This is a genomic window from Cupriavidus sp. 22TCCZM01-5 (assembly GCF_057798915.1).
Map to the genome: position 1 here is coordinate 132,283 of NZ_JBYOJR010000007.1, position 25,567 is coordinate 157,849.

Below are 25,567 nucleotides of genomic sequence, written 5' to 3' on the forward strand. Positions count from 1 at the left end.
CGCCGGAACCAGACCATGTGGATCGACCATGAATCCGTACCCACCCTGCCGGAAACATACCGGACCCACCCGCCCACGCAATTGCCGCCATTCTGGGACCCGGTGATCGCGCGGATGCTCCGCACCTCGCCGCAGTCGCTGGTGGCGGCCGTGGAGCGATATGGTTCTCCGCTGAACGTGATCTGGCCACACGCTCTGCACAACAACGTCGGGGCGCTGCGTGCCGTGCTGGCGGCGCATGGCGTGCGAAGCGATATCTTCTACGGCGCCAAGGTCAACAAGTCGCAGGCACTGGTAAAGGCAGCGGTGATGGCAGGCGCGGGCATCGATGTGTCCAGCCGCTATGAACTGCGCGATGCCCTTCGCGCCAGCGCAGACCCGCTGCGCCTGTGTGCCACCGGACCCGCAAAGACGGCGGCATTCCACGACCAGTTGCTTGCGCGCGGCGCGCTGGTCTCGGTGGACTCCATCGAGGAGCTGGATGACCTGCAGGCCTGTCTGCGGCAGCAGCCGCCTGGCCGGCGCGCGCGCGTGCTGCTGCGCTACCGTCCGTCCTCGGCCCGCGCCAGCCGCTTTGGCATGGATGCGGATACCGTGGCGCAGTGCCTGCGCAGCGTTGCCGCTGCGACCGACCGGCTGGCTATCGAAGGCTTTCACTTCCATCTGGGCGGCTACGCCTGGGAAGCCAGGGCGCAGGCGTTCCGCGAATTGCTCCCCTTCGTGGATGCCGCAGCCTCCATGGGGTTGCCCCTCAAGATGATCGACATCGGTGGCGGCCTGCCGGTGCGCTATGTGGATCCCGAGGTCTGCGCCGAATTCCTGCGGTCGCAGCGGCCGGAACACTACCGCAATGGCACCGTGCCGCCTTCGTTCTATCCGTATGGCGGGGATCTCGATGCCGCCACCTGGCTGGATCTTTTTCTCAACGCACCGTGCGTGGCAGACCAGACGATTGCGGCGTGGCTGCGCAAGCGCGCCATCACGCTGGCGCTCGAGCCCGGCCGCTGCCTGGCGGACCAGGCAGGCATCACCGTATTCCGCGTCACGCGCAGCAAGGCACTCGGCAATGGCCATCATGTCGTGTTCGTGGAAGGCAGCAGCTTCAGTGCCTGCGAGACCTGGTTTGCCTCCGAGTTCCTGTCCGATCCTGCCGTAGTCAGCGCCGGCGCGCTGCCGGCGCAAGGCACCCCGCCCACGCAGGCCTATATCGCCGGCCACAGCTGCCTGGACGAAGACGTGCTGACCAACCGCCTGCTGACTTTCGCCGCCTTGCCCCGCCCCGGCGACCTGCTGGTGTACGCCAACACCGCCGGCTACCAGATGGATCTGCTGGAAAACGAGTTCCACCGCCATCCCATGCCACGGCGCGTGGTTGCGCAGTGCAATGAAGCGGGCCACGTGTGCTTCTCCCTCGACCAATGAACCGGAGTGTCTCGATGATCCTGAGGAAAGTGTCTGACCTGATCGGCAACACGCCCATGCTGGGCATCCCCGTCCCTGAAAAAGATTCGGTGCTGTTGCTGAAGGTGGAAAAAAACAATCCCGGCGGCAGCATGAAGGACCGCATGGCCCGCAACATGGTGCTGGCGGCGCTGAAATCCGGCCGGCTCCGGCCGAACGGCGTGATCGTCGAGTCTTCGTCCGGCAACACGGGCATCGGCCTGGCGCTGGCCGCCATCGAGTTCGGCCTGCGCTTCATTGCCGTGGTGGATCACCATGCCGCCCAGGACAAGATCGCGGTAATGCGTGCGCTGGGCGCGGAGATCCGCTACGTGCGGGGCGATTTCGAAGAGAACGAGGTGGCTGTGGTGGAACGTCAGCGCCTGGCTGCGGAGATCGCCGCGCAGGTCCTGGGCGCAGTGTTCATGAACCAGTCGGACAATGCAGCCAATGCGGGCGGCTACCTGGAGTTCGTTCGCGAAACCTTCGCCCAGGCCGGGGTTGTCAATGCCTTTGTCGGCTGCGTCGGCACCGGGGGCTCGATGACCGGCATCGCGCGCGGCGTGAAGCAGTTCAACCCCGCGGCGGTAACCATTGCTGTCGAGCCGTCCGGCTCCATCGTGTTCGGCATGCCGGGCCACCCCTACTACCAGTCCGGCACGGGCACGCCGCAGGGCGACACGGTTGGCCTGGTGCTCGACTACAGCTGCATCGACATGGGCGTGCAGGTAACCGACTCGCAGGCCTTCGAGACCGCGCGCTACCTGGCTCGCCAGACCGGCCTGCTGGTGGGCGGCTCTACCGGCGGTGCCATCTACAAGGCACTGGAAGCCATTCATGACGACCAGGTCCGCGGCAACGTGGTGGTGCCCGTCGCCGACGGCGGCGAAAAGTACTTGCACACGGTCTTCGATGAAGACTGGCTGCGCGCGCGCAACCTGCTCGACGCGCAAGTCTGGCGGCGCCTTGACGCCTGGCTCGGCAAGGCCTGCAACCACGAGGCAGCCCCGAACGTCCTGCGCCTGAACGCCGCATGAGCGCGCCACCGCTGAACGTGACGGTCTGCGGCGGCGGCCGCACCGGACACCTGAATGCGATCCTGTTCGCGCAACTGCCGGGCGTGCGCGTGAAGCTCCTGACGGGCAATCGTCGCGTCGCCGCGCGCCACGGGCAGGAAGACGCAGTGCTGACCGCCTTCCTGCCGGACGGCGGGACGCTCGGCGCCCGTGCCGACATGGTGACTGACGATGCCATCCTCGCCTTGCATGATGCCGATGTGGTCGTCATCACCGTGCCCGCCCACGTCCGTCATGCGCTGTTGCGACAGATCGCACCACACCTGCCAATGGAAAAGCCCGTCTACGTGGGTGCCATCCCGGGCTTCTGCGGATTCGACTGGCTAGCCGAGATGGAACTCGCGCAACGGCCGAACGCGGTGATCTGGGGCATGAAGGACGTGCCACATACTGCATTCGCACTGGACCCCGGCGTCAGCGTGCGCATGGGTGGCGCCAAGCAACAGCTCTATGCCGGCTGCCATGCGCGCGAGCGGCAGTCGGCACGGCAAGCCCTGCTGGCCCACCTGAGCCGGCTCTATGAAGCACCCGTGGGCCTGCTCGACAGCTACCTGGAGATCACCCTGACCCCCGGCAATCCGATCATGCACAGCGCCGTGATCTACGGACTGATCGGCCCTTACGGACAGTGGCATGACAGGCCCCTGCCCGCGCCTCTCTGCTGGTGGACCGACTGCCCCGAACTGGGTGCGTACTTCCTGGCCCGCGCCGACGAGGAAAGCCAGCGGCTATGCCATGCGGTCACGCGCCAGCTCGGCGTCGACCTGTCTTCGGTCAAGCCGCTCAGGCAGGAAATCGTCGAAGCCTACGGCGAGCAGATCCGTGACCCGTCGACCATGCTGTCGGTGCTGCGCACCAACCAGGCCTACGCGGATATCGAAGCCCCGCTGGTGCCGGCCGACGGTGGCGGGTACCTGATGGACAAGTCCTGCCGCGCCTTCCAGGAGGATGTGGCCTACGGACTGGCGACACTGGTGGAAATGGGCAGGCGGCTGGGCGTTGACACCCCCCACCTGCGCGAGATCTTCGACTGGAACGTCACCTACATGGAGAGCCTGCGCGCCTCCGCGCTCGACTACTTTCCCGAACACTGGCCACGGTAAACCACCATGCTGAATCAACAATCCGCAAGCCCTCTCCCGAACGATTCCACGCCGGCAGGCATGCCCGACCTGGGCTTTTCGCGGCGCAATGCGTTGCGCCGCCTGGTCCGCTGCCTGTTTGCCGAGGGCATCCTCGACAAGACCCGGCTAGTGCTGGCCCCACATGGACGCCATGCATGGTTCCCATTGTGGAAGCAGCAGGCCATCGTATTCTTCGATGACCTCGAGGCAGCGCCCGCCGATACCTTCATCAACCGCGGCAATATCACGCTGCTGCGCGCCGACGGCACGCGTGCGCCACTGGATACACACGAGGCGCTGATCGACGTGCTGCGCGAAAGCTTTGATGTCGAGCCTGGCGATGACGGTATCGATGGCCTGAAGGCTGACATGCTCAACAGCCTGCGCAACGACGCCAATGTCCGCGCGCACCGGCAAGGCTGGGCCGAGGCGCTGCGGCGCGACATGGCCGCGGCGGATGCTGCGCGGCTGACCGACTACTTGCGCCAGCAGTTCAGCGCGCGTGATGCCGCCATGCTGCTGGACCAGTGGGGCGCGCTGGAAGGCCACCCCTACTATCCGACCTGGAAGGCCAAGCCCGGGCTCGGCGACGACGAAGTGCTGGCGCTCTCGCCGGAGTGCCAGGCCCGGGTTCCGGTTCGCATTGCCGCGCTGCGCGCCGACATGGCCTATGTGGAGCGCATGCCCCACGTCGAGGACAGCCAGGCATGGTTTGCGAGGCAGTTCCCTTCGTTGTGGCGGGACTGGAAGGCAAGGCTGAATGCACGCGGCCTGCGGGAGTCGGACTGGCTGCCCATGCCGATCCACGGCTGGCACCTGGAAGCCCATGTGACATCTGCCTACGCGAAGGAAATTGCCGATGGCATCCTGATCGTGGACGGGCCAGACCTGCCGACGCTGCCGACCATGTCCTTCCGCACCGTGCTGCCGGCCACGCCGGATGCCGCCCCCTTCATCAAGCTGCCCGTGGCGCTGTGGATGACCAGCGAACAGCGCAGCCTGCAGGCGAAGTCGATCCACATGGGGCCGCGCATCAGCGCGCTGATCCAGCGTATCCTTGAGACGGAAAGCGGCTTTGGCCGAATGCTGGAGATTTTTCCCGAGGAGGTGGCCTGGCACTATCGGCACGCCGTCACACAGGACGACGCGCCGGGCAAGCACCTGTCCGTGGTATTCCGCGCCAGCGTGCCGGCCTTTGCCCGCGATGACGACTGCCTGCCCGTCACGGTGGCGGCACTGTTCGCGCAACGCCCGGACGGGCGCGGGCCATTGTTCACCGAACTGGTGGAGGCCCGTACCGGCGATGCAACGCCACAGGACACGGCGCAACGCTGGTTCCGCCAGTACGCACGCACCGTGACGCGGCCGGTCATTGCCATCTACCTGCTCTACGGCATTGCGCTGGAAGCGCACCAGCAGAACACGCAAGTCCTGTTTGGCGCCGACGGCATGGCACAGCGCCTGCTGGTGCGCGACTTCGGCGATGGTCGCACCTACGCGCCGCTGCTGGCAGCACGCGGCCTGACGCTGCAGCCCTATACGTGGCCGGGCATCCTGCCCACGGTGTTCGAAGGCGAGATCGAGCCGGTGCGCACGTTCGTGATCGATGCCTGCTTCGTCAGCCACCTGCACGAGCTCGCGCTGGGGCTGACTCACCGCTATGGCTTCACCACACCGCGGCTTTGGGAGATCCTGCGCGAGGAGACCATCGCTGCGTTCGATGCCGTGCGGGCGCGTATCGAGCCGGCATTCTGGGCCGATGAGCGCCGCATCTTCCTTGAAGACCCGTGGCCGACCCGCTCGCTGCTGCGCATGCATATGCTGAGGTACAGCAACTACCGGTTGCAGCACGGGCTGGCCAACCCGTTGCGGCAAGCGGGCGCGGCCTGATGCGCGGCCCCGGCCAGGCGAATCCGGGCGATGCACGGCAGACTGCGCGGCTGGTGCGGCTGCTGTTCGTGCTGCAATGCATCTCCATGGGCGCGATGGAGATGAGCGGCCCGTTCTGGCCCATCCACCTGCGCGCGATGAGCAGCTCCGACCCTGTGTTCGGCTTCGCCGGCATCGCCGTCTATGTCGGCCCGATGCTCGGCATCGTCCTCACCAGCGCCTTCTGGGGCCGCATTGGCGACCGTTACGGCCACAAGCCGATGATGCTGCGCGCGCTGGCCGGGCTGTGCCTGACGCAGCTGGCGCTGGCCTGGGCACAGGATGTATGGACCGTACTCATGCTGCGCTTCCTGCAAGGCGCCTGCGCCGGCTACATCGCGCCGGCACAGGCCTACGGCGTCAGTATCGAGAACCCGTTGCGGCGCGGGCGGCTGTTCGCCTTCCTGCAGGTCTCCACCAACGTCGGCTCGCTGATGGGTGCGGTGGCGGGCGGGCTGATCCTGGACCTCGCCACCTTCTTCTGGATCAATATCGTCGCCGCGGCGCTTTGCGCGTCCTGCGCGGCGGCCGTCGCCCTGTGCCTGCCGGCCGTGCCGCCGGCAGCGGCGCCCGCCAGCGACGCGAAGGCTACCCGCGCGGCGCGTGGCAAGGACTGGTGCACGCCGCAGGTACTGATGCTGCTCGGTACCATCGGCCTGCTGCAGATGAGCCGGATGATCCCGCAGACGCCCTTCTCGCTATATGTCAGCTCGGTATTCGACGTTCGCAATTGGGTGGTGGGGCTATGCTACGGTTCGCTGGCGCTGGGCTTCATCGTGTCGGCCGCGCCGTGTGCGCGCTACTTCGAAAGACGGCAGCCAGACGACACGCTGCGCCGCATGGGAGTCGTGGTGGCGGCGTGCGCCGCGCTGATGACGTTGGCCGCGTGCACGCGCAGCATCGCGGTATTTGTCGCGGTGTATTTCCTGTGGGGCCTGCTGCTGGGCGCCACCACGCCGGTACTGACCGCCCTGATTTCCCGCACGGCAGGCAATGCGCGACAGGGCCATCTGCTCGGCATGACCCAGAGCGTGTCGCAGATATCGTCGATTGCCGGCATCTCGCTTGGGGGCTGGCTGAGCGAGGCGGCGGGACTGCAGTACACCTATGTCCTGGTCGCTGCCGCCTATCTGATGGCGCTCCTGCCGATGCTGGTGCTGCAGCGCAGGTGCGGTCCGCTCCTTGCCGCCCGGCCGGTCGACCCGGCATAGGCGTGATGCGCGGTTATTTCGCTGACGGACTCGCTCATTTTGGCCCACCCGCGCCGAAACGATACACGACCAAATGGTCCGTGCCGGATTCCGCCGCCCAGGCCTCGCCCGGACGACCGAGCATCTGACGCACATTGGCGTCCGGTCGCGGACTGGCGAAGGTCTCGAACCTGCCGGTCTGCGGGTCGAAGCGCAGGACGGCGTTCTTGCCCCAGTCGCTCAGCCATACCTTGTCCTGCTCATCCACGTATATCGCGTAGGCATGAGGACTCCCTCCCGGCAGGGTCCATTCCCGCCAGCGGCCGGTGCGGGGATCATAGGCCCCCAGCTTGCCGGCGGTCCATTCGCTGACCCAGAGCACCCCCTTCGAGTCCGACCAGATGCGGCGTGGCCCCGACCTTGCCGCGGGAGGCGCAATGACATGCGCGGCACCGGAGGCCGCATCGATGCGGGCAATGTAATCACCGGCCAGCGAAGCAAAATAGATGTCGCCACCCGGCGTCACGGCAATGCCGTATGGTCCTCGCCCGTGGGGCGCGTCGAACATGCGCATGCGCCCGCTGGCCGGATCGAGTTCGCCATAGACGCCGTTCTGTCCGGTGAACCAGAGGTGTCCCTGCGTATCGAACACGGCGGTATTCAGGTTGGCATTGGCCTGCCCGGACGGGAGTGGGAAGCGCTTCGCCTCATGCGTCGCGGGGTCGACCCGCAGGATGGCATTCTGGCCGCCGTCCGTGACCCACGCGGCGCCATCCGGCCCGACGATCACGCCATGCGGCGCAGCGCCCGGACCGAGCGGTACCCTGGTGGTTTTGCCCGTTGCCGGATCCAGCCGCCCGAGCTCGCCGACGGACTGGGCCGTGTACCACACCGTGCCGTCGGGCGCGGGCGCGACATCGTGGGGATGCGACCCCGCCGGGACCGGGTAGCGTTGGATGCGCGGCGGCATCGTGCCCTGGGCACAGACTACGGAGGCAGCGGCCGCCATGACGCCGGCAGCCAGTACCGCCCCGAGCAAAGGCAGGCGCATCACGGTCTCCTCCTCAGTCGATAAAGACGTAATCGGCCCGGTAAGGCATGCGATTCTCGATGCCTTCCTGACTGCACGCCTGCGGCAATGCCACGCCACCTTGCGTATTGAGTCGCTGGACATAGCGTGCGGACGAAAGCAGGCCGGGGGCGCCGGTGCTGGTCGCTTGCAGCAGCAACAGCGGAATGCTGTCCGCCTCGCGCGCGTTGGCCGCCTGCCGCAGGACCTTGCCTGTCACCTTGCTGCCATCGGTCGCTTCCCAGGTCGGCCCGGCGTAATGCTTGCCGGCGGGCTTGCCATACGCATCGTACAAATTGGCCTCGGGTGCCCTGAACGTCCACACCAGCCGGCCGCCCTGGTCACGCTTGCATTGATAGACCTGCACGCCGGTCGCGCGCAGTGTTGCAATGACGCGGCCCGCGTCGGCGGGCTGCAGCTCGGGCGGTGGCGCGTCCCGGCCTGTTGCACAGGAAGCCAGCAGGCACGCAACAACGAGCATGGAGATGGCCAATGGGTGTGCGGCCCGTGCATTCACCGACATGATTGCCTCCTTGTCCGAACCTGCGCGGGAGCGCCGGCCCCGCTTCGATCCAAGCATAGGCCAAGGACGGCCAGACGGTTGCAGCGAGCAGGGTGCCGGCTCCCCCGCGCGTGCAGGTTCCCGCGCCGGAGTGGCGAATCTCTCACAGCCTCTGCCTGACGCAACGCGGCCACGGCACCACTGTTCCGTTTTGCCACAGTTGCGCCAGTGCGGAACAACTGCGCCACCACACTGGCACAGCCGGCGCCGCAGCATCGGCGCCTGAAAGACCCGAAACCCCGATTCCACGCCAGTCTCGCTGCCGGTCCCGGTCTCCGGCACACCTCTTGCGATGTCTGCCAGGCGCGCGGCGCACCGCCGTGCCGACCAACGACTTCACAAGACGGAGCGAGACATGAACATGGCCGAGATTGCCCAGCTGGGCGTCAGCAACCCCTACAAGCAGCAATACGAGAACTACATCGGCGGCGCCTGGGTGCCGCCGGCGGGCGGCGAGTATTTCGAGGCCATCACGCCGATCACCGGCAAGCCGTTCACGCGCGTGCCGCGTTCGAAGCAGGAAGACGTCGATGGCGCGCTCGACGCCGCGCATGCCGCGAAGGCGGCCTGGGGCCGCACCTCGACCACCGAACGCGCCAACATCCTGAACCGGATTGCCGACCGCATCGAAGCCAACCTGGCGTTGCTGGCCGTTGCCGAAACCATCGACAACGGCAAGCCGGTGCGCGAGACCATGGCCGCGGACCTGCCGCTCGCCGTCGACCACTTCCGCTACTTTGCCGGCTGCATCCGCGCGCAGGAAGGCGGCATCTCCGAGATCGACGCCGAGACCATCGCCTACCACTTCCATGAGCCGCTTGGCGTGGTCGGGCAGATCATTCCCTGGAACTTCCCGCTGCTGATGGCCACCTGGAAGCTCGCGCCGGCCCTCGCCGCGGGCAACTGCGTGGTGCTCAAGCCCGCCGAACAGACGCCCGCGTCCATCCTCGTGCTGATGGAGGTGATCGGCGACCTGCTGCCGCCGGGCGTCATCAACGTCATCAACGGCTTTGGCCTGGAAGCGGGCAAGCCGCTGGCCTCGAGCCCGCGCATCAGCAAGGTCGCCTTCACCGGCGAGACCACCACGGGCCGGCTGATCATGCAGTACGCCTCGCAGAACCTGATCCCGGTCACGCTGGAGCTGGGCGGCAAGTCGCCCAACATCTTCTTCGAAGACGTGCTGGCCGCTGACGACGCCTACTTCGACAAGGCGCTGGAAGGCTTTGCCATGTTCGCGCTGAACCAGGGCGAGGTCTGCACGTGCCCGTCGCGCGCGCTGATCCAGGAATCGATCTACGACCGCTTCATGGAACGCGCGCTCAAGCGCGTGGCAGCGATCCGCCAGGGCCATCCGCTCGACAAGGGCACCATGATTGGCGCGCAGGCATCGGCCGAGCAGCTCGAGAAGATCCTGTCGTACATCGACCTGGGCCGCAAGGAAGGCGCGCAATGCCTGGCCGGCGGCGAGCGCAACCAGTTCGACGGCGACCTGGCGGGCGGCTACTACGTGAAGCCGACCGTGTTCAAGGGCCACAACAAGATGCGCATCTTCCAGGAGGAAATCTTCGGCCCGGTGGTGTCGGTCACCACCTTCAAGGATGAAGAGGAAGCGCTGGCCATTGCCAACGACACGCTCTATGGTCTGGGCGCGGGCGTATGGACGCGCGATGGCGCACGCGCGTTCCGCATGGGCCGCGGCATCCAGGCCGGCCGCGTGTGGACGAACTGCTACCACGCCTATCCGGCGCATGCCGCATTCGGGGGATACAAGCAGTCCGGCATTGGCCGCGAGAACCATCGCATGATGCTCGACCACTACCAGCAGACCAAGAACCTGCTGGTCAGCTACAGCCCGAACGCCCTCGGCTTCTTCTGACGATGCTCAAGGCATCTCGCTTTGCTGGTGAATTTACAGCCCCGTGCCGCGAAGCGCGTGCCATGATCGTAGCGGTGCCCCCTCCCCGGGCACCGCATCCAACCAGGAGTCGATATGCCAGCGATGATGAAAGCTGCGGTGGTGCGCGCATTCGGCGCGCCGCTCACGATCGATGAAGTACCCGTGCCGCAACCGGGCCCGGGCCAGGTCCAGGTAAAGATCGAGGCCTCCGGCGTCTGCCACACCGACCTGCACGCCGCCGACGGCGACTGGCCGGTCAAACCCACGCTGCCCTTTATTCCCGGCCATGAAGGCGTCGGCTACGTATCTGCCGTGGGCAGCGGCGTCAGCCGCGTGAAGGAAGGCGACCGCGTCGGCATTCCGTGGTTGTACAGCGCCTGCGGCTACTGCGAGCACTGCCTGCAGGGCTGGGAAACCTTGTGCGAAAAGCAGCAGAACACCGGCTATTCCGTCAACGGCGGCTATGGCGAGTATGTCGTGGCCGATCCCAACTACGTGGGCCTGCTGCCCGACAAGGTGGGCTTCGTCGAGATCGCGCCGATCCTGTGCGCCGGCGTCACCGTGTACAAGGGCCTCAAGGTCACCGACACGCGTCCCGGCCAGTGGGTGGTGATCTCGGGCATCGGCGGCCTGGGCCATGTGGCGGTGCAGTATGCCAGGGCCATGGGCCTGCGCGTGGCCGCGGTCGATATCGACGATACCAAGCTCGAGCTGGCCCGCAGGCTGGGCGCGGAGGTGGCGGTCAACGCGCGCGACACGGACCCGGCCGCGTGGCTGCAGAAGGAAATCGGCGGCGCGCATGGCGTGCTGGTCACGGCGGTCTCGCCCAAGGCATTCTCGCAGGCGATCGGCATGGTGCGGCGTGGCGGCACCATCGCGCTCAACGGGTTGCCTCCCGGCGATTTCGGCACGCCGATCTTTGACGTGGTGCTCAAGGGCATCACCATCCGGGGCTCGATTGTCGGCACGCGCAGCGACCTGCAGGAATCGCTCGATTTCGCCGCGCACGGCGACGTGAAGGCCACGGTCTCGACGGCGAAGCTGGAAGACGTCAACGATGTGCTCAACCGGCTGCGCGAAGGCAGGGTCGAGGGCCGCGTGGTGCTCGACCTGGCGGGCTGAGGCAGCGACCATGCCGCGAGCCCACGCCGACACTGCGGATCCCGTGCCCCGCGTCGTCGCCACCCCGGCCGCGCTGGCGCTGATCGACGCGCTGCGCGCGCGGCATGGTCCGCTGATGTTCCACCAGTCCGGCGGCTGCTGCGACGGCAGCGCGCCGATGTGCTTCGCCGCTGGCGACCTGATCGTCGGCGAAGCCGACGTCCGCCTTGGCGAGATCGGCGGCGCGCCGTTCTACATGACGCGCGCGCAGTTCGAGTACTGGCAGCACACGCGGCTGGTGATCGATGTCGTGGCGGGCGCGGGCGGCATGTTCTCGCTGGAAAGCGGGACCGGTCAGCGTTTCCTGACGCGCTCGGAACTGTTCAGCGACGAAGAGGCCGCGCGGCTTGCCATGCAGCCTGCCTTGTAGCGCTGCGCTACGGCGCGCCGCGCAGGCGCCGGTAGATGGTATTGCGCGACACGCCCAGCTCGCGCGCTACCAGGCTGACGTTGCCGCCATGGCGCGCCAGCGCCTGGCGGATCAGGCCGGCCTCCCAGTCGCGCATGCGTCCTTGCGCGGACGGCCGTGGCAACGCAACCGCGTCCGTGGCCGGCACGGGTGCCGCGATCTCGTTGGCAATCTCGTCGTCAATCTCGTTGGCGATCTCGTCGGCGAATTCCTCGGGCAGGTGCTCGCAGCGGATCTCATCCTCGCCCTCCGCCATGATCGCCGCCGTGCGCAGCACGTTGGCCATCTGGCGCAGGTTGCCTGGCCATGCATGCGCGCGCAGGCGCGCCATGACCGCGTCGGACACGCGCTGCGGACACTGCGGCCCGGCTTCGGCCTGCTGCATCGACAGGGTGCGCGCCACCAGCACCTGCAGGTCGCTGCGCTCGCTCAGGGCCGGCAGCGTGACCATGAGCGCGTTGATGCGGTAGTAGAGGTCTTCGCGGAAGGTGCCTGCCGCGATCATCGCGCGCAGGTCGCGGTGCGTGGCACATACGATGCGGACATCCACCGCGACCGCACGCGAGCCGCCGAGCGGCGTGACCGCGCGTTCCTGCAGCACGCGCATCAGGCGCACCTGCTGCGCCAGCGGCATGTCGCCGATTTCATCCAGGAACAGCGTGCCGCCGTCGGCCTGCGTCACCTTGCCCGTGCTGCCGTGACGGCGCGCGCCGGTAAAGGCGCCGTCCTCGTAGCCGAACAGCTCGGCCTCGATCAGCGATTCCGGGATCGCCGCGCAGTTCACCGCCACGAACGGGCCGCCGCTGCGCGGCGATGCCGCATGAATGGCCCGCGCGAGCCACTCCTTGCCGGTCCCGGTGCGGCCGTGCACGAGGATCGGGATATCGCGTCCGCTGACCTTGTGCACGCGGCGCAGGACGGCGGCCACGCGCGCATCGCCGGTGTCGAGCCTCGCCAGCGCAGGCGGCAATGCGGCCGGGGTGTCCGGTGCCGACGCGGAAGGCGCGGGCGCGGCCGACGGCAGGTATTCGATACGGGCGAACACCTGCACGCGGCTCGGCAGCGCCAGGGTCTGCAGGTGCCCTGCGGCCTGGCCGCGCGCCTGCATGGCACGCGCCACCGGCTGCCCGAACAGCCCGCCAAAGCCGCCAGCCATCAGCTGGTCGGGAGGCAGGCCGAACTGGAACAGCGCACTGCGGTTGGCGCCAAGGAAGCTGCCATCCGGCGCGAAGGCCGCCATCCCCTCGAACAGCGTGCCGACGAATTCCGGGCGCGCATGGAAACGCACCAGCACGGCATCGGTGTAGTGGTTGGCGAACAGGTGGTTCTCGATCATCTGCGCGGACATGCGCACGAGCGCCATGGTGTGCTTGTGGAAGCCGCGCTGGTCACCGCTCACGTCAAGCGCGCCCAGGGTCTCGCCGCCGGGCCCGATGATCGGCGTGCACGAGCAGGTGAGCTGGTGGTTGGCACGCAGGAAATGCTCGCCGGCATGGATCACCGTGGGCCGGGCCTCGGCCAGCGCCGTCCCGATGGCATTGGTGCCCTTGCTCAGTTCGGACCACGATTCGCCCGGCGCCAGCGCCACGCGCCGGGCCCGGGCGGCGAACTCGCTGTCACCCAGGCTATGCAGGATCACCCCCGTGCGGTCCGTGAGCAGCACCATGCTGTCGGTATTGGCAATCTGTGCGTGCAGCGTCTCCATGACCGGCAAGGCGTGGCGGTACAGGGCGCGATTGCTGTCAACCAGCGCGTGCAGCGCGCGCGCGCCGAGTGGCTGGTATTCGGGCAGCAGGCGCTCGTCCAGGCCGAATTCCGCCGAGCGGGCGTGCGCGCGTGCGATCAGTCCGGGGCGGTCGCTGTCCGTTGCGCCGGCATCGGCCAGCGATGCGGCATGGGAAAGGGCAAAACGGGCAGCGCCCTGGCTGTCGGCACGAGGCATGGCAACGGGTCTCCGGTAGCGGCACCCGTGCCGTGCAGCCGGGGCCACGCCGTCCCGAGGCTCGCGCATGGCCGGAAGAACCGGCGGCGGCCGCGGCGGCGTTTTGTCCGGCAACCATATCACACGCTGCCCCGGGATTGCGCCTGCCCGGCGCGGCGTTACCGTGCCTCGTCGAGCAGGTCGTTCAGGATTTCGTCGAATGTCGCCTGAGCATCTTCCAACGCCTGCAGCGCAGCGTCGAACGTCTGCAGCGCAAGTTTGGAGGGCTTGCCGCTGCCTTGCGGGGGATATTGGGACTGCAGCGCCGCAAAGGCGACCTGGACCTGGCGGGTCGCGTCGACCACGCGTTGCATGGCCTGCGCCTCTTCGGCGCGCAGTTGTTCGTGCTTCTGTTCACTCATGCCTGGGGCTCCTGCCTGCGCACTGGGGTGGCGCGGCCTTCTGAGCCGTATCGTACAAGAACTGAACCGGCGGGCATGGGAACTCATCCCGACTGGCGCGAAAATCGGTTAGGCTCCACCCAGGGGGCCAAGTCCGCTGTGCTCCCAGAGCGCCACGGATTCCGGACCCAGACATGTCATCCCTCATGCGCCGCGCGCTGGCCGCCACGCTGGTGACCGCGAGCGGCTTTGCCTGCTACTGGACCTACCTCAGCGTCAACCAGGGGCGCCTGCTGTTCGATGCACGCCGCCGCCCTCCGCGGGACCTGCCCGACGGTATCATCAGCTATTCGCACCTGGTGCCGGGCGGTGTACTGCGCGGCTACATCTACCACGCGCCAGGCGACACGGTCCGCGACCTCCTGTTCTACCTGCCAGGCCGTGGCGAAGATGTGCTCGAAACGCTGCAATATGCTTGCTGGCTGCCGCCCGGCATGGGCTTCGCAACCTTCGACTACCGCGGACTCGGACATTCCGACGGCCAGCCCACCGAGGCCGCCGCCGTCGCCGACGCCAGCCAGTTCCTGCTGCACCTGCGCCGCATCTTCCCCGGCACGCGGGCCCATGTCGTGGGCCGCAGCCTGGGCACTGGCGTGGCGATCCAGCTTGCCGACCTGCAGGACTTTGAAAGCCTGCAGCTCATCACGCCCTATGACTCGATGCTGGAACTGGTGCGCCAGCGCTTTCCGCTGGTCCCGCTGCGGCAGCTGATGCGCCACCATTTCGATTCCATTTCACATTGCAAGAAAGTGGTGCAAAGCACCAAGGTGCTGCTGGCCGAGGTCGATGACGTGGTGCCGCATGCCTGCTCGGAACGGCTGGTCGCCGCCTGGCCGGGTCCGGTAACGCTGCAGACCATGCCCGGCACGGATCACTTCACCATTGTCGAGCAGCGGGAAACCTGGCTGGCATTGTGCGAGTTCGCGCGCCAGGTGCAGCACGATCCCCTCCCCGACACCCCGCGCACCCCGCCGCCGGACCACGACGAGTCAGGTGTGCCGCTTCCGCTGGCCCGGTTCCGCTAGAATTGCGCGCATGAAAAAATTTGCAGTCAAGGCAGGCGGCGCCGCGCTGGCGCTGGCTGCGGCCGGCGTGCTGCTCGCCGGTTTCGCCGCGGTCGTCAGCCTGCGGCAGCTTCCCCCCGTCGATGCGCTGCGCGAGTACCGCCCGGACGTGCCGCTGCGGATCTTCACCAGCGACAACGTGCAGATCGGCGAGTTCGGCAGCGAACACCGCGAATTCATCCCGTTCGAAAAGATGCCGCGCCAGATGACGCAGGCGCTGCTTGCCGCCGAGGACGACCAGTTCTACGAGCACGACGGCATCGACGTCCCGGGAATCTTCCGCGCCGCGCTGGCCAACCTGGGCCGAGGCTATGCGCAGGGCGCCTCCACGATCACGATGCAGGTGGCGCGCAACTTCTACCTGTCGCGCGAGAAGACACTCGCGCGCAAGTGGTACGAGATCCTGCTGGCCTGGAAGATCGACCGTACGCTTTCGAAGGACCGCATCCTCGAGGTGTACATGAACCAGGTCTACCTGGGCGAGCATGCCTACGGCTTTGGCAGCGCGGCCCACGCCTATTTCGGCAAGCCGCTGGACCGGCTTTCGCTGGCCGAAACCGCCATGCTGGCAGGGCTGCCCAAGGCGCCCTCCACCATCAACCCGGTGGCGAACTTCACGCGCGCCAAGCGCCGCCAGGAATACGTGCTCGGGCGCATGCTGGCGCTCGGCATGATCAGCCAGGACCAGTACCGCGAAGCACGCTCCGCCCGGCTGGAGATTGCCCCCGACAGTGCCGGCCAGTTCGCCGGCCACGCGGAATATGTCGCGGAACTCGCGCGCCAGCTGGCACGCGACCGGTTCGGCGATGAAGCCTACACGCGCGGCCTGAACGTCTACACCACGGTGTCGTCGGTGCGGCAGACCATGGCCCACGACGCCGTGCGGCGCGGCCTGGACGGATACGGGCGGCGCCATCGACTCGCCGGTCCGGACAGCGGGCCGCAGGCAGCCCTGGTTTCGCTGGATGGCGACACGGGGGCCATCGAGGCCATGGTCGGCGGCGCCGACTTTGCCACCAATCGCTTCAACCATGCCACGCAGGCGCTGCGACAGCCGGGCTCGACCTTCAAACCCTTTATCTATGCGGCGGCGCTGGAACGCGGCGTGTCGCCGGGCACGCTGATCAACGATGCGCCGCTGGGCAACGGCTCGCGCTGGCAGCCGTCCAACGACGACGGCCGCTTCCTGGGCGCGGTCACGGTGCGCCAGGCCCTGGCCGACTCGCGCAACCTGCCGGCCATCCGCACGCTACAGACCATCGGCATTCCGTACGCGGTGGAATTCGCCAGCCGCTTCGGCTTTTCGCCCAAGCGGCTGCCGCGCTACCTGCCGCTGGCGCTGGGCACCGGCACGACGTCGCCGCTGCGGCTGGCGGCGGCCTACTCGGTGTTCGCCAACCAGGGCCATCGCGTCGAGCCATACCTGATCTCGCGCATTACCGACAGCGAGGGCAATGTGCTGTTTGCCGCCGACACCGGTGCGCAGCCGCCGCGCGTCATCAGCGAACGCAATGCCTTCGTGATGGACAGCCTGCTGCGCAGCGTGGTGGATGACGGCACCGGCACGGGCGTTCGACGCTACCTGCACCGGGAAGATGTCGCGGGCAAGACCGGCACCACCAACGACGCTGCCGACGGCTGGTTCGCCGGCTATGCCGGCAACGTGGTCACGGTGGCCTGGATGGGCTTTGATGATAACCACAGCCTGGGTGCCCGCGAATTCGGCGCGACCACGGCGCTGCCGATCTGGGCGTCGTATATGGAAGGCCGGCTCGCAGGCATCCCTGCGCGCGATGCCGCTGCGCCGTCCGGTGTCGTGCGCAGCGCGGGTGACTGGATGTATGCCGAGTACGCCGAAGGCAATCAGGGGATTGCCTCGCTGGGATTCCCGGCACCGCCGCCCGCGCCGGCGTCGGCACAGGACACTTCCGCCGCCCCCGTCACCAGCGAAGCCGTGGGCCTGCCCGGCCAGGCCGCCACGCCCGGCGTGCGCGACGACCGGACCAGCCTGTAGCCGGCGCGCCAGATCGCCTTCCACTCATCCCCCAACAACAAGAACCACAATGTCGAGCGTCAACGCGATATGGATCTGGTCGATCGCCGCCTTCACCACGGCCGGCGTGCTGATGCGGCCGCTGCGCCTGCCCGAGGCGTTCTGGGCCGTTGCCGGCGCCGTGCTGCTTTGCCTGAGCGGCTTGCTGGCCGTGCCCGACGCACTGGCCGCCGTCGCGCGCGGCCTGGATGTCTACCTGTTCCTGGCCGGCATGATGGTGATCTCCGAACTGGCGCGCAAGACGGGATTGTTCGACCACGTGGCGGCACTGGCTGTGCGGCGCGCGCGCGGTTCGGCGCGCAGCTTGTTCCTGCTGGTCTATGGCTTCGGCACGCTGGTCACCGCGTTCATGTCCAACGACGCCACCGCCGTGGTGCTGACGCCCGCGGTGCTGGCCGCCACGCGTGCGGCCAGGGTGAAAAACCCGCTGCCACACCTGTTCGCCTGCGCCTTCATCGCCAACGCGGCCAGCTTCGTGCTACCGATCTCCAATCCGGCCAACCTCGTGATCTTCGGCACGCGCATGCCGCCGCTGGCCGGCTGGCTGGCCCACTTTGCACTGCCATCGCTGGTGGCCGTGGTGGCCACGCTGGCGGCGCTGTACTGGACGCAGCGCACGGCGCTGGCCGAGCGCATCGACTGCGACGTGCCGGTACCGCCGCTGAGCCTGCAGGCGTGGCTGACGGCGATTGGCATTGTGCTGACCGGGCTGGCGCTGCTGATCGCCTCGCTGCGCGGCAGCGACCTGGGCTGGCCCACGTGCGCGGCAGGCGCGGCCACGCTGCTGCTGGTGTGCGCGACGCGGCGCGACCTGCTGGGGCCGGCCTTGCGCGAGATTTCCTGGGGCGTGCTGCCCATGGTGGCCGGGCTGTTCGTGCTGGTGGCGGCGCTGGAACTTACCGGCGTCATCCACTGGCTCGCCGGCATCGTGCAGGCAGCCTCGCAACACGACAGCCTGGCCGGGCTTGCGGGCATCGGCGCGGCAGTGGCACTGGGCGGCAACGTCGCCAACAACCTTCCGGCGGGGCTGATCGCCTCATCGGCGCTGGCGGCGGGTCATGCGTCCAACGCGGTGACTGGAGCGGTGCTGGTGGGCATCGACCTGGGGCCGAACCTGTCGGCGACCGGATCCCTGGCCACGCTGCTTTGGCTGACTGCCCTGCGGCGGGACGGACATATGGTCAGCGCCGGCCAGTTCCTGCGGCTCGGCGCGATTGTCATGCCGGCAGCCATGGTGCCGACGCTCGCGATCCTGGCACTGGTACGCTGAGCGCTGCCGGCGCTGCCGGCGCTCCGGCGCTCCGGCGGTGCGCGGCTTCAGCCCTGAGCGTCAATCTGGACCGGGCTGCCAGCGCGCTGCGACAGCGCCCCCTGCCAGCGCAGGCGCGGCGCGCTCACGCGCACGGCGCGGCCATGATGTTCCACGACGTCCGCTTCCATCGTGGGCTGGGGCAGCGGCACCGTGGCGACATATAGCAACATCAGGCTGCTGCACGGAAACGCAATCGGCAAGATCACTGGCTGGTCCCTGGAAGATGGCCCGTCGGGGGGAAGAACCGCTGCCTGTCTGGCGCCGCGGTTCGGGAATTATGTGCGCTTGTCGGCGGCTTGCGTGACGGACTTGAGAGTTGTCATCAACAATTCATGAAGGCCTCGCACCGTGTGCACCGCACATCGCTTGCGCGCCGCGCCGCAGGTTGTGGGGGCCGGCCATCTGCCATATAGTGGAGCACGGTGCACCACGCCGGCGGGCAAGGCGGGCAGCGCCATCCGCCCCTTTTTCTATTGAAGCGGCTTCCCATGACAGACAAGGATGCGGCGCATCACGGCGCAAAGAAGGCACCCGGCGACGCCGGTCCGGGGCGCGGCGAGCCAGGCGTATCGGACCGTATCCGCTCCCGCCTGCTGGCCGCCCGGGAACGCTTCCATGCCAATGACAATATCGCCCGCTATATCGAGCCGGGCGAGCTCGACGCGCTCCAGGAAGAAGTGCAGGCACGCCTGGAAGACGTGCTGCGCGCGCTGGTGATCGACGTGGACCAGGACCACAACACGCGCGAAACCGCGCGCCGCGTGGCCAAGATGTACCTGAAGGAGATCTTCGCGGGGCGCTACGCCAAGCCTCCTGCGGTGACGGAGTTTCCCAACGTGGAGCAGCTCAGCGAGCTGATGATCGTCGGGCCCATCCGCGTGCGCAGCGCCTGTTCGCACCACCTGTGCCCGATCATCGGCAAACTATGGGTGGGCGTGATGCCGAACCAGCATTCCAACCTGATCGGCCTGTCCAAGTACGCGCGCCTGGCCGAATGGATCATGTGCCGGCCACAGATCCAGGAAGAAGCCGTGGCCCAGGTGGCCGACCTGCTGCAGGAGAAGATGAAGCCCGATGGCCTGGCCATCGTGATGGAGGCCGAGCACTTCTGCATGCACTGGCGCGGCGTGCGCGACACCGACGCCAAGATGACCAACAGCGTGATGCGCGGCTCCTTCCTGAAGGACGGCAGCCTGCGCCGCGAATTCCTCGCGCTGCTCAACCGCAACGGCAAATAGCGCCGTCATCCGGAGCCCCAGCATGCTCGTCCGCCTGCTCTATGCCAGCCGTGCCCGCGAGGCGATCGACGCCGCCATGCTCGACGCCATCCTGGCCACCAGCCTGGAACGCAATCCGCGCCACGGCATCACCGGCGTGCTATGCCACGGCAACGGCGTCTTCCTGCAGGCGCTGGAAGGCGAGCGCCAGGAAGTGTCCCGCCTGTTCCAGGCGATCGCGCGCGATCCGCGCCACCATGACGTGGTGCTGCTGCACCTGGAAGACATCTGCGAGCGCGACTTCTCCGGCTGGTCCATGGGCCAGGTCAATGCCGCACGCATCAACACCGCCACCTTGCTGCGATTTTCCGCGCGCGCGGAACTGGACCCGTTCTGTACGTCCGGACAGGCCTCGCTGGCGCTGCTCCGGGAATTGAGCGCCGGCGCATCGGTCGTGGCCCGCGCGGCCGAACGGGGCCGGCCCTGAGTTCCGGCTCCGTACCGCACTGTTCACAGAAGGTCGGATCTTGCCGCGGCTATCGGCCGGCGGGCGCCGCCGCCTGAGCGTCGGCGCGTTCCGCTATACGGTCACCCGGCCGAACAGGCCGCATTCGAGATCGCTCTCGAATTCCTCGACCCATTCGCCGCTTGCGCCGGCTTCATAGGCGCTGCTGGCCTCGGTGCTCAGCCGGCGCACGCGGACGCGGCGCAGCGCGTTGCCGTTCACCTCGTCGGTAATGTCGAAGTCGTCGGGGACCATTCCCATCTGCCTGCATACCTGCGCGAACTGTTGCTGTTCCTCAGCGGAAAATTCGGAAAACGGTCTCGTAGCCATGGCATCCTCCGTCAGGTCATGAGATCGCCGCATGCGCGCAGCGGGAGCGTGCGTCACGCAGGAGGCGCGACGCAAAAAAGAAGTGCATGCCGGTGGCATGCATCGACCCACTGTAAGTTGTTGTTTCGGGGGGTTCAGCTCTTGCGCCCGGTCTTCGCCACGAACGGCGTGGGTGCATGCTGTACCGTCTGGCTGCCGCACTTCGGACAACTAGGGTGTGCGCTCGCATGCTCGGCCACATGCTCGGTATGCTCGAACATGTGCCCGCACTTTTCACAACGGTACTGGTAGACAGGCATGGTGCACCTCCGGGCGGCAACACTTGCCGACAGGCATCCTTCGTGTTGCCGAATTCATTCTAGGCGTACGCGGCAAGGTGGCAAGTCCGATACCACGGCAGCGCCCGCCACGCCACTTCAGGATTGCGCTGCCTCAGCTTTCGTGTAACCCAAGGCTGGACGACCCTCAAAGCGTCAAGGAAACTAGCCGAAATACGATTCAACGGCGCACATAAGATAGCCAGAATCTCGGGGATTGTGGTGATGCAATAGCTCGTCTCAATCGGCCCTTGCCGGTTGACGTCCACAATTACCGAGGTCATTGTCAAATGTGTCTTGCCTGTAGGCATCTTCCGGCGCCCGTCTGCCGGTCGCAACGCAGTACCCGTCCCCGCCGCCCCGCCCTCCCCCTTGAACCGAAGCGCGCGCACCACCATCCGCGCGCAACGGCCGGAGGTCGGCCATGAATGAACCGCTCATACGTGTGGCCATTGCCGATGACCACCCGCTGGTCGTCACCGCCCTGCGCGATTGCCTGCAGCGGTCCGCACGTTTCCAGGTCGCCTGCGAATGCAATAGCGGCTCCGGGCTGGTCCAGGCGCTCGACGCGCAAGCGGCCGACATCGCCATCACCGACTTCTGCATGGGCCACGGCGATGCCACGCTGGATGGCTTCAACCTGCTCAACCGGCTGGCACGGCGCCATCGCGGCACGCGCATCGTCGTGGTCAGCGCGCAGTCGAACGCGGCCATCATCCGGCGCGCCGTCAAGCTAGGCGCGCGCGCCTTCGTCAGCAAGGAGGATGAACTCGAAGAGACCTTGCGCGCCTGCCTCCATGTCATGGGCAGCGACAGCCCCTACTACTCGCCCTACGTACGCAGGATTCTCGACAACGCGGCCATGGCGGATGCCCCCGCTACCGATCTCACGTCGCGCGAGCTGGAAGTCGTCAGGCTCTATGCGCAGGGCATGCAGCTCATTGAAATCGCGGCCAAGCTCGGGCGTTCGGTCAGCACCATATCGAGCCAGAAGACCGTTGCCATGCGCAAGCTCGGCGTGCATACCAATACCGGCCTGATCCGGTACGCCTACGAGAACGGACTGATCTGAGCGCCCATGCAGCAGCTCCTCGACAGTACCCGCGTGTCGCTGGCGAGCGCCTTCGACACGCTCGCGGACAATGCCCGCCGGCAACAGCATCTGTACTCGGCGACCATCGCCGTGCTGATCGCGCTGGTGGTATTCGCCGGCATCGTGCTCGCGGCGCTCGAAACAGACCAGCACCTGAGCCTGCAGCAAAGCCAGGTTGCCCGGTATGCCGCCTCCCTCTCGGAGCGCCTGGAAAGCGAGGCCGCCTTCCTGAAGCGCAGCGTCCTTGGCGTGCGCCGCTACCGTGAAGCGGGTCTGGCACAGATGCCGGACCCGGCCACGGTAGCCGCCGTCCGCGCGACCGGCGTTGCCCGCATTGCCGACACGCTCGCCGGACATGACTACTACCTGATGGCAGCGGCCGCGACCCGGCGGGCCTGGGGCACTTCCCTGCCCGCGCAGCTTGCACGCCTGCAGCAGATTGCGCTGGGCACGCTCGCGACGCAGCAGGCCTTTGGCCTTGACCACCGGGTCTACGTCCTTTCGCTGGAGAACCACAGTGCGGCCATCCTCATGCGGGAGCCACCTGCCGCGCAAGCCACGGTGTCGGTCCGTCCCGCGCTGATCGACACGCTGCGCGACACCATCACGCAAGCGATGCTGGACCGAACCGGCCATGCGCTACCGCATGGCAGCGAGCAGGTCTGGGCCGGTCCGGTGCGGGATCCGCTGACCGGCACGATGGTCATGCTGAGCGTCGGGGCGGCATATTCGGGGGATACACCGACCGTACTGCTTGCCGCATGCGTGCCGGTCGGCGACTTCCTGACACTGATCGAAGGCCCCGGAGAACCGGCGCAGCTCGCCCTGCTCAATCCAGCCGGCGAGGCCATCGACGTTGCCGCCCCGGCCTTGCCGGCCGAAGGCCTGGTGGTCAGCGTCATCCTGTCGCAGGCGCGGCGCCAGCCGCGCAATCTGTCGCGCTACACGCGCCGCGGCGTGTTGATGGTGCAGCCACTGAAGCCCGCGTTCGGCACGCTGGTCTGTTTCCTGCCGTACGCGCTGCTGGTGCCGGCGCTTGCCCCCGCGCTGGCCGTGATCCTCGGCGTGGCGCTGCTGCTGATCGGTGCCATCGTTCTGAGTGCGCGCTACTGGGACCGCCAGCTGCTGCGCCGCACCCATTCGGAGGCGGCGCGCGCGCTGGAGAACGAGATCCCGAACCAGATCCTCGTCAGCGCCACGCCTGTCGGCCTGTGCATCGTCCGGCAGCGCGACTACGTGGTGCTGACATCAAACCAGCTTGCGCAGTCACTGCTGCGGCTGGACCGGGTCGACACCTTGCCCGCGTCGGTGACGGAGGCCTTCGAACGCCAGCCACCGTCCACCGAAACCGGGCAGCTCGCACCGATCGCACGCTTCACCGTCGCTGCGCCAGGCTGCGGCGGCGACGACAGCGATGAGGACAGCGGTGACGGCGACACGCAGCGCTACCTGCAGGTCACGTATGCGCCCGCGCGCTACCGCGACGACAAGGTCCTGTTCTGTGCCGTGCAGGACGTCACCACCCAGCAGGCGCTGGAACAGCAGTTGCGCTCGGCACAGCAGGCCACCGAGGCCATGATGCGTGCGCGATCGCGCTTCTTCGCGGCCATGAGCCACGAAATCCGCACGCCGCTCAATGCCCTGATTGGCAACCTCGAACTGCTCGCGCGCAGCCCTGGGCTGGAAAGCCACGCCCAGCGGCTGCAGGCGCTGGGCACCGCGGCGGACGGCCTGCTGCGCATCGTCAACCACATCCTGGACTTCTCGAAGATCGATGCCGGCAAGCTGCAACTGGACAGCAAGCCATGCCAGCTGGCCCACGCGCTGGAAGGCCTGGCGCTGACTTACGCGCCCATGGCCACGGAACGCGGCATCCGGCTCAGCCTGCAACTGGCCCCCGAACTGGACCGCGAAGTGTGCGGGGACTGCATGCGTCTGACGCAGGTCGTCAATAACCTGCTGAACAACGCCTTCAAGTTCACCACGAGCGGCCGCATCACGCTCAGCGGCAGCTACGGACCGGACGCGCAGGGCCGGCATACGCTGACCTGCCGCGTCAGCGACTCGGGCATCGGCATGCCGCCCGCGCTGAGCGAACGCGTCTTCCAGCCCTTCGTGCAAGGCGATGCCGTCGCCGCCAGCCGCTACGGCGGCACCGGTCTCGGTTTGTCGATCTGCGCGCGCCTGTGCGAGCTGATGGGCGGCAGCATCGGCGTGCAGAGCGTGCAGGACGTGGGCAGTGCCTTCACCATTACCGTGCCATTGCCGCCAGCCAGCGACGATGCGGCGGCTGGCGACGGACCCGGCGTCATGCCTGTCCGTCGCGGCAATGTCATGGTGCTGTGCCATGACACCAGGACCGGCGAATGCCTGGAAGCCTGGCTGGCCACTGCGGGTTGGCGAACCCACGTGCTGGCATCGCTGGCCGCCGCCCGCGAACACCTGGAAAGCCACCATCCGCAGGTGATTGTCGCCACCGAGGAATACCATCCGGACGCGTTCGCGGCACTGCATGCGCTGAGTTCCGCGCCCATGGTCTGGCTGACGCCGGAAGGCCCCCACCGGCCCCGGCAACGCGCACCCGGCATCCTCGAAGTGACGAGCTTCAGCCACAGCGCCCTGCTCGCCTGCGTGGCATCCGCGCTGCCGGGCCCGCCGGACGGAACCGCATCGTCGCCCGCGGCCGGTGACGCGGAGCCGCCCACGGCGCACGCGTCGTTGCCGTTGCCCGATGCCGCCGGGCTGACCATCCTCGTCGCCGAGGACAATCCGCTGAACCAGGCGCTGATCGGCGAACAACTGCGCGCCCTGGGTTGCCGGCCCATCGTCACCGGTAACGGCAAGCAGGCACTGGCGGTCGCGGAAACGACCCATGTGGATGCCGTCCTGACCGACATCCACATGCCGCTCATGAACGGCTACGCCCTGCTGGATGCCCTGCGCGCCTTGCATCCCGGCCTGCCGGTACTAGCGTTCAGCGCCCTTGCCCAACAGGAGCAGGGCGAGGACTGGCAGCAGCGCGGCTTCAGCGGCTACATCACCAAGCCCGCGTCGTTGCGCGAGCTTGGCCAGGCGCTGCGCGACTTGCCCACCACGCAGGCACACGAGGTGCAGGCCGCCAGTGCCGACCAGGAACACTACACGGGCCTGCTGCGCGAACAACTGCAGACCGACTTGCCCGAGCTTGCGCAAATCCTGGCCGACAGGGACGTGCGGGCACTGCAGGGATGGGCGCATCGCGCCGCGGGCGGATTCAGGATCGTCCGGCAGCGCGCGCTGCAAGGGCACTGCCGCGAAGTCGAGCGGATCTGCCTCGGAGAGCACCGCTGGACTCCGGCCATTGCCGCCGCAGGCGAAGCATTGCTGACGCTGGCGCGGCGCTACACCGGCCATGCCCCGTCGGCAAGCGCGCAGGACCGCCCCTGATTCCAGCCGGC

22 protein-coding genes are annotated in these 25,567 nt (G+C 67.6%); 15 read left to right on the plus strand and 7 right to left on the minus strand.

The window, feature by feature from the left end; translation table 11 throughout:
• Positions 1 to 15: 15 nt before the first annotated feature.
• The 5 genes from AC3FNH_RS09425 to AC3FNH_RS09445 are packed head-to-tail and all read left to right on the plus strand — an operon-like array spanning position 16 to position 6,780.
• Complete coding sequence (locus tag AC3FNH_RS09425; RefSeq protein ID WP_488719859.1) at positions 16 to 1,422, plus strand: Y4yA family PLP-dependent enzyme; 1,407 nt, start codon at positions 16 to 18, stop codon at positions 1,420 to 1,422.
• 14 nt (positions 1,423 to 1,436) lie between these two features.
• Positions 1,437 to 2,477, plus strand: coding sequence for a PLP-dependent cysteine synthase family protein (locus AC3FNH_RS09430; protein ID WP_488719860.1), 1,041 nt, complete (start codon positions 1,437 to 1,439; stop codon positions 2,475 to 2,477).
• Positions 2,474 to 3,619: an NAD/NADP octopine/nopaline dehydrogenase family protein gene (locus tag AC3FNH_RS09435; protein WP_488719861.1), complete on the plus strand. Its 1,146-nt coding sequence runs from the start codon at positions 2,474 to 2,476 to the stop codon at positions 3,617 to 3,619. The genes AC3FNH_RS09430 and AC3FNH_RS09435 overlap by 4 nt, the downstream gene beginning before the upstream one ends.
• 6 nt (positions 3,620 to 3,625) lie before the next feature.
• The gene (locus tag AC3FNH_RS09440) at positions 3,626 to 5,530 is read left to right on the plus strand and encodes an IucA/IucC family protein (protein WP_488719862.1); all 1,905 of its coding nucleotides are present in this window, start codon (positions 3,626 to 3,628) and stop codon (positions 5,528 to 5,530) included.
• Positions 5,530 to 6,780 (plus strand): MFS transporter, encoded by a 1,251-nt coding sequence (locus tag AC3FNH_RS09445; protein WP_488719863.1) that lies wholly within the window; start codon positions 5,530 to 5,532, stop codon positions 6,778 to 6,780. Before AC3FNH_RS09440 ends, AC3FNH_RS09445 begins: the two co-directional genes overlap by 1 nt.
• Positions 6,781 to 6,814: 34 nt before the next feature.
• Here AC3FNH_RS09445 and AC3FNH_RS09450 read toward each other — a convergent pair whose 3' ends face one another.
• Complete coding sequence (locus tag AC3FNH_RS09450; protein WP_488719864.1) at positions 6,815 to 7,810, minus strand: Vgb family protein; 996 nt, start codon at positions 7,808 to 7,810, stop codon at positions 6,815 to 6,817.
• Positions 7,811 to 7,823: 13 nt separating this feature from the next.
• Positions 7,824 to 8,351, minus strand: coding sequence for a DUF3455 domain-containing protein (locus AC3FNH_RS09455; protein ID WP_488719865.1), 528 nt, complete (start codon positions 8,349 to 8,351; stop codon positions 7,824 to 7,826).
• Positions 8,352 to 8,745: 394 nt separating this feature from the next.
• Between AC3FNH_RS09455 and adh the strand changes: the two genes are divergently transcribed.
• The 3 genes from adh to AC3FNH_RS09470 all read left to right on the plus strand — a co-directional run bounded on the left by adh (position 8,746) and on the right by AC3FNH_RS09470 (position 11,818).
• On the plus strand, positions 8,746 to 10,266 hold the full coding sequence (gene adh, locus AC3FNH_RS09460; protein ID WP_276101011.1) for an aldehyde dehydrogenase: 1,521 nt from the start codon (positions 8,746 to 8,748) through the stop codon (positions 10,264 to 10,266).
• Between the two features lie 114 nt (positions 10,267 to 10,380).
• Entirely contained in the window at positions 10,381 to 11,409 is a 1,029-nt protein-coding gene (gene adhP / locus AC3FNH_RS09465) for an alcohol dehydrogenase AdhP (RefSeq protein ID WP_276101010.1), read from the plus strand.
• 10 nt (positions 11,410 to 11,419) lie between these two features.
• Complete coding sequence (locus tag AC3FNH_RS09470; RefSeq protein WP_276101009.1) at positions 11,420 to 11,818, plus strand: DUF779 domain-containing protein; 399 nt, start codon at positions 11,420 to 11,422, stop codon at positions 11,816 to 11,818.
• 7 nt (positions 11,819 to 11,825) lie between these two features.
• Here AC3FNH_RS09470 and AC3FNH_RS09475 read toward each other — a convergent pair whose 3' ends face one another.
• Complete coding sequence (locus AC3FNH_RS09475; protein WP_488719866.1) at positions 11,826 to 13,799, minus strand: sigma-54-dependent Fis family transcriptional regulator; 1,974 nt, start codon at positions 13,797 to 13,799, stop codon at positions 11,826 to 11,828.
• 158 nt (positions 13,800 to 13,957) lie between these two features.
• A complete protein-coding gene (locus tag AC3FNH_RS09480) occupies positions 13,958 to 14,200 on the minus strand; it encodes a hypothetical protein (RefSeq protein ID WP_276101007.1) in 243 nt (80 codons plus the stop codon).
• Positions 14,201 to 14,373: 173 nt separating this feature from the next.
• On the opposite strand from AC3FNH_RS09480, the gene AC3FNH_RS09485 reads away from it, so the two are divergent.
• Genes AC3FNH_RS09485 through AC3FNH_RS09495 form a run of 3 tightly spaced genes read left to right on the plus strand, consistent with a single transcriptional unit; the run spans position 14,374 to position 18,626 of the window.
• Positions 14,374 to 15,264: an alpha/beta hydrolase gene (locus tag AC3FNH_RS09485; protein ID WP_488719867.1), complete on the plus strand. Its 891-nt coding sequence runs from the start codon at positions 14,374 to 14,376 to the stop codon at positions 15,262 to 15,264.
• 10 nt (positions 15,265 to 15,274) lie between these two features.
• Positions 15,275 to 17,317 carry a penicillin-binding protein 1A gene (locus AC3FNH_RS09490; RefSeq protein WP_276101005.1) on the plus strand — a complete coding sequence of 681 codons (2,043 nt, stop codon included), beginning with the start codon at positions 15,275 to 15,277 and terminating at the stop codon, positions 17,315 to 17,317.
• 49 nt (positions 17,318 to 17,366) lie between these two features.
• Entirely contained in the window at positions 17,367 to 18,626 is a 1,260-nt protein-coding gene (locus AC3FNH_RS09495) for an arsenic transporter (RefSeq protein WP_276101004.1), read from the plus strand.
• A 47-nt stretch (positions 18,627 to 18,673) separates the two neighbouring features.
• Here AC3FNH_RS09495 and AC3FNH_RS09500 read toward each other — a convergent pair whose 3' ends face one another.
• The gene (locus AC3FNH_RS09500; RefSeq protein ID WP_276101003.1) at positions 18,674 to 18,838 is read right to left on the minus strand and encodes an arsenite efflux pump ArsB; all 165 of its coding nucleotides are present in this window, start codon (positions 18,836 to 18,838) and stop codon (positions 18,674 to 18,676) included.
• 318 nt (positions 18,839 to 19,156) lie between these two features.
• On the opposite strand from AC3FNH_RS09500, the gene folE reads away from it, so the two are divergent.
• Entirely contained in the window at positions 19,157 to 19,906 is a 750-nt protein-coding gene (gene folE / locus AC3FNH_RS09505) for a GTP cyclohydrolase I (RefSeq protein WP_276101002.1), read from the plus strand.
• Between the two features lie 22 nt (positions 19,907 to 19,928).
• Entirely contained in the window at positions 19,929 to 20,372 is a 444-nt protein-coding gene (locus AC3FNH_RS09510) for a BLUF domain-containing protein (protein ID WP_488719868.1), read from the plus strand.
• A gap of 93 nt (positions 20,373 to 20,465) precedes the next feature.
• On the opposite strand, the gene AC3FNH_RS09515 is transcribed toward AC3FNH_RS09510, so the two are convergent.
• Both AC3FNH_RS09515 and AC3FNH_RS09520 read right to left on the minus strand, forming a co-directional pair.
• Positions 20,466 to 20,720: a hypothetical protein gene (locus tag AC3FNH_RS09515; RefSeq protein ID WP_488719869.1), complete on the minus strand. Its 255-nt coding sequence runs from the start codon at positions 20,718 to 20,720 to the stop codon at positions 20,466 to 20,468.
• Between the two features lie 134 nt (positions 20,721 to 20,854).
• A complete protein-coding gene (locus AC3FNH_RS09520) occupies positions 20,855 to 21,019 on the minus strand; it encodes an FmdB family zinc ribbon protein (protein WP_276100999.1) in 165 nt (54 codons plus the stop codon).
• Positions 21,020 to 21,461: 442 nt separating this feature from the next.
• On the opposite strand from AC3FNH_RS09520, the gene AC3FNH_RS09525 reads away from it, so the two are divergent.
• Entirely contained in the window at positions 21,462 to 22,109 is a 648-nt protein-coding gene (locus AC3FNH_RS09525) for a response regulator (protein ID WP_488719870.1), read from the plus strand.
• A gap of 6 nt (positions 22,110 to 22,115) precedes the next feature.
• Positions 22,116 to 25,556, plus strand: a complete 3,441-nt coding sequence (locus tag AC3FNH_RS09530; RefSeq protein ID WP_488719871.1) for an ATP-binding protein — start codon at positions 22,116 to 22,118, stop codon at positions 25,554 to 25,556.
• Positions 25,557 to 25,567: the final 11 nt, after the last annotated feature.

Coding starts and splice junctions, on each gene's coding strand:
- AC3FNH_RS09520 (WP_276100999.1), bottom strand. CDS start 21,019: ATGCCTGTCTACCAGTACCGTTGTGAAAAGTGCGGGCACATGTTCGAG.
- AC3FNH_RS09475 (WP_488719866.1), bottom strand. CDS start 13,799: ATGCCTCGTGCCGACAGCCAGGGCGCTGCCCGTTTTGCCCTTTCCCAT.
- AC3FNH_RS09525 (WP_488719870.1), top strand. CDS start 21,462: ATGAATGAACCGCTCATACGTGTGGCCATTGCCGATGACCACCCGCTG.
- AC3FNH_RS09510 (WP_488719868.1), top strand. CDS start 19,929: ATGCTCGTCCGCCTGCTCTATGCCAGCCGTGCCCGCGAGGCGATCGAC.
- adhP (WP_276101010.1), top strand. CDS start 10,381: ATGCCAGCGATGATGAAAGCTGCGGTGGTGCGCGCATTCGGCGCGCCG.
- AC3FNH_RS09470 (WP_276101009.1), top strand. CDS start 11,420: ATGCCGCGAGCCCACGCCGACACTGCGGATCCCGTGCCCCGCGTCGTC.
- adh (WP_276101011.1), top strand. CDS start 8,746: ATGAACATGGCCGAGATTGCCCAGCTGGGCGTCAGCAACCCCTACAAG.
- AC3FNH_RS09450 (WP_488719864.1), bottom strand. CDS start 7,810: ATGCGCCTGCCTTTGCTCGGGGCGGTACTGGCTGCCGGCGTCATGGCG.
- AC3FNH_RS09495 (WP_276101004.1), top strand. CDS start 17,367: ATGTCGAGCGTCAACGCGATATGGATCTGGTCGATCGCCGCCTTCACC.
- AC3FNH_RS09445 (WP_488719863.1), top strand. CDS start 5,530: ATGCGCGGCCCCGGCCAGGCGAATCCGGGCGATGCACGGCAGACTGCG.
- AC3FNH_RS09430 (WP_488719860.1), top strand. CDS start 1,437: ATGATCCTGAGGAAAGTGTCTGACCTGATCGGCAACACGCCCATGCTG.
- AC3FNH_RS09480 (WP_276101007.1), bottom strand. CDS start 14,200: ATGAGTGAACAGAAGCACGAACAACTGCGCGCCGAAGAGGCGCAGGCC.
- AC3FNH_RS09485 (WP_488719867.1), top strand. CDS start 14,374: ATGTCATCCCTCATGCGCCGCGCGCTGGCCGCCACGCTGGTGACCGCG.
- folE (WP_276101002.1), top strand. CDS start 19,157: ATGACAGACAAGGATGCGGCGCATCACGGCGCAAAGAAGGCACCCGGC.
- AC3FNH_RS09455 (WP_488719865.1), bottom strand. CDS start 8,351: ATGTCGGTGAATGCACGGGCCGCACACCCATTGGCCATCTCCATGCTC.
- AC3FNH_RS09435 (WP_488719861.1), top strand. CDS start 2,474: ATGAGCGCGCCACCGCTGAACGTGACGGTCTGCGGCGGCGGCCGCACC.
- AC3FNH_RS09515 (WP_488719869.1), bottom strand. CDS start 20,720: ATGGCTACGAGACCGTTTTCCGAATTTTCCGCTGAGGAACAGCAACAG.
- AC3FNH_RS09530 (WP_488719871.1), top strand. CDS start 22,116: ATGCAGCAGCTCCTCGACAGTACCCGCGTGTCGCTGGCGAGCGCCTTC.
- AC3FNH_RS09500 (WP_276101003.1), bottom strand. CDS start 18,838: ATGTTGCTATATGTCGCCACGGTGCCGCTGCCCCAGCCCACGATGGAA.
- AC3FNH_RS09490 (WP_276101005.1), top strand. CDS start 15,275: ATGAAAAAATTTGCAGTCAAGGCAGGCGGCGCCGCGCTGGCGCTGGCT.
- AC3FNH_RS09425 (WP_488719859.1), top strand. CDS start 16: ATGTGGATCGACCATGAATCCGTACCCACCCTGCCGGAAACATACCGG.
- AC3FNH_RS09440 (WP_488719862.1), top strand. CDS start 3,626: ATGCTGAATCAACAATCCGCAAGCCCTCTCCCGAACGATTCCACGCCG.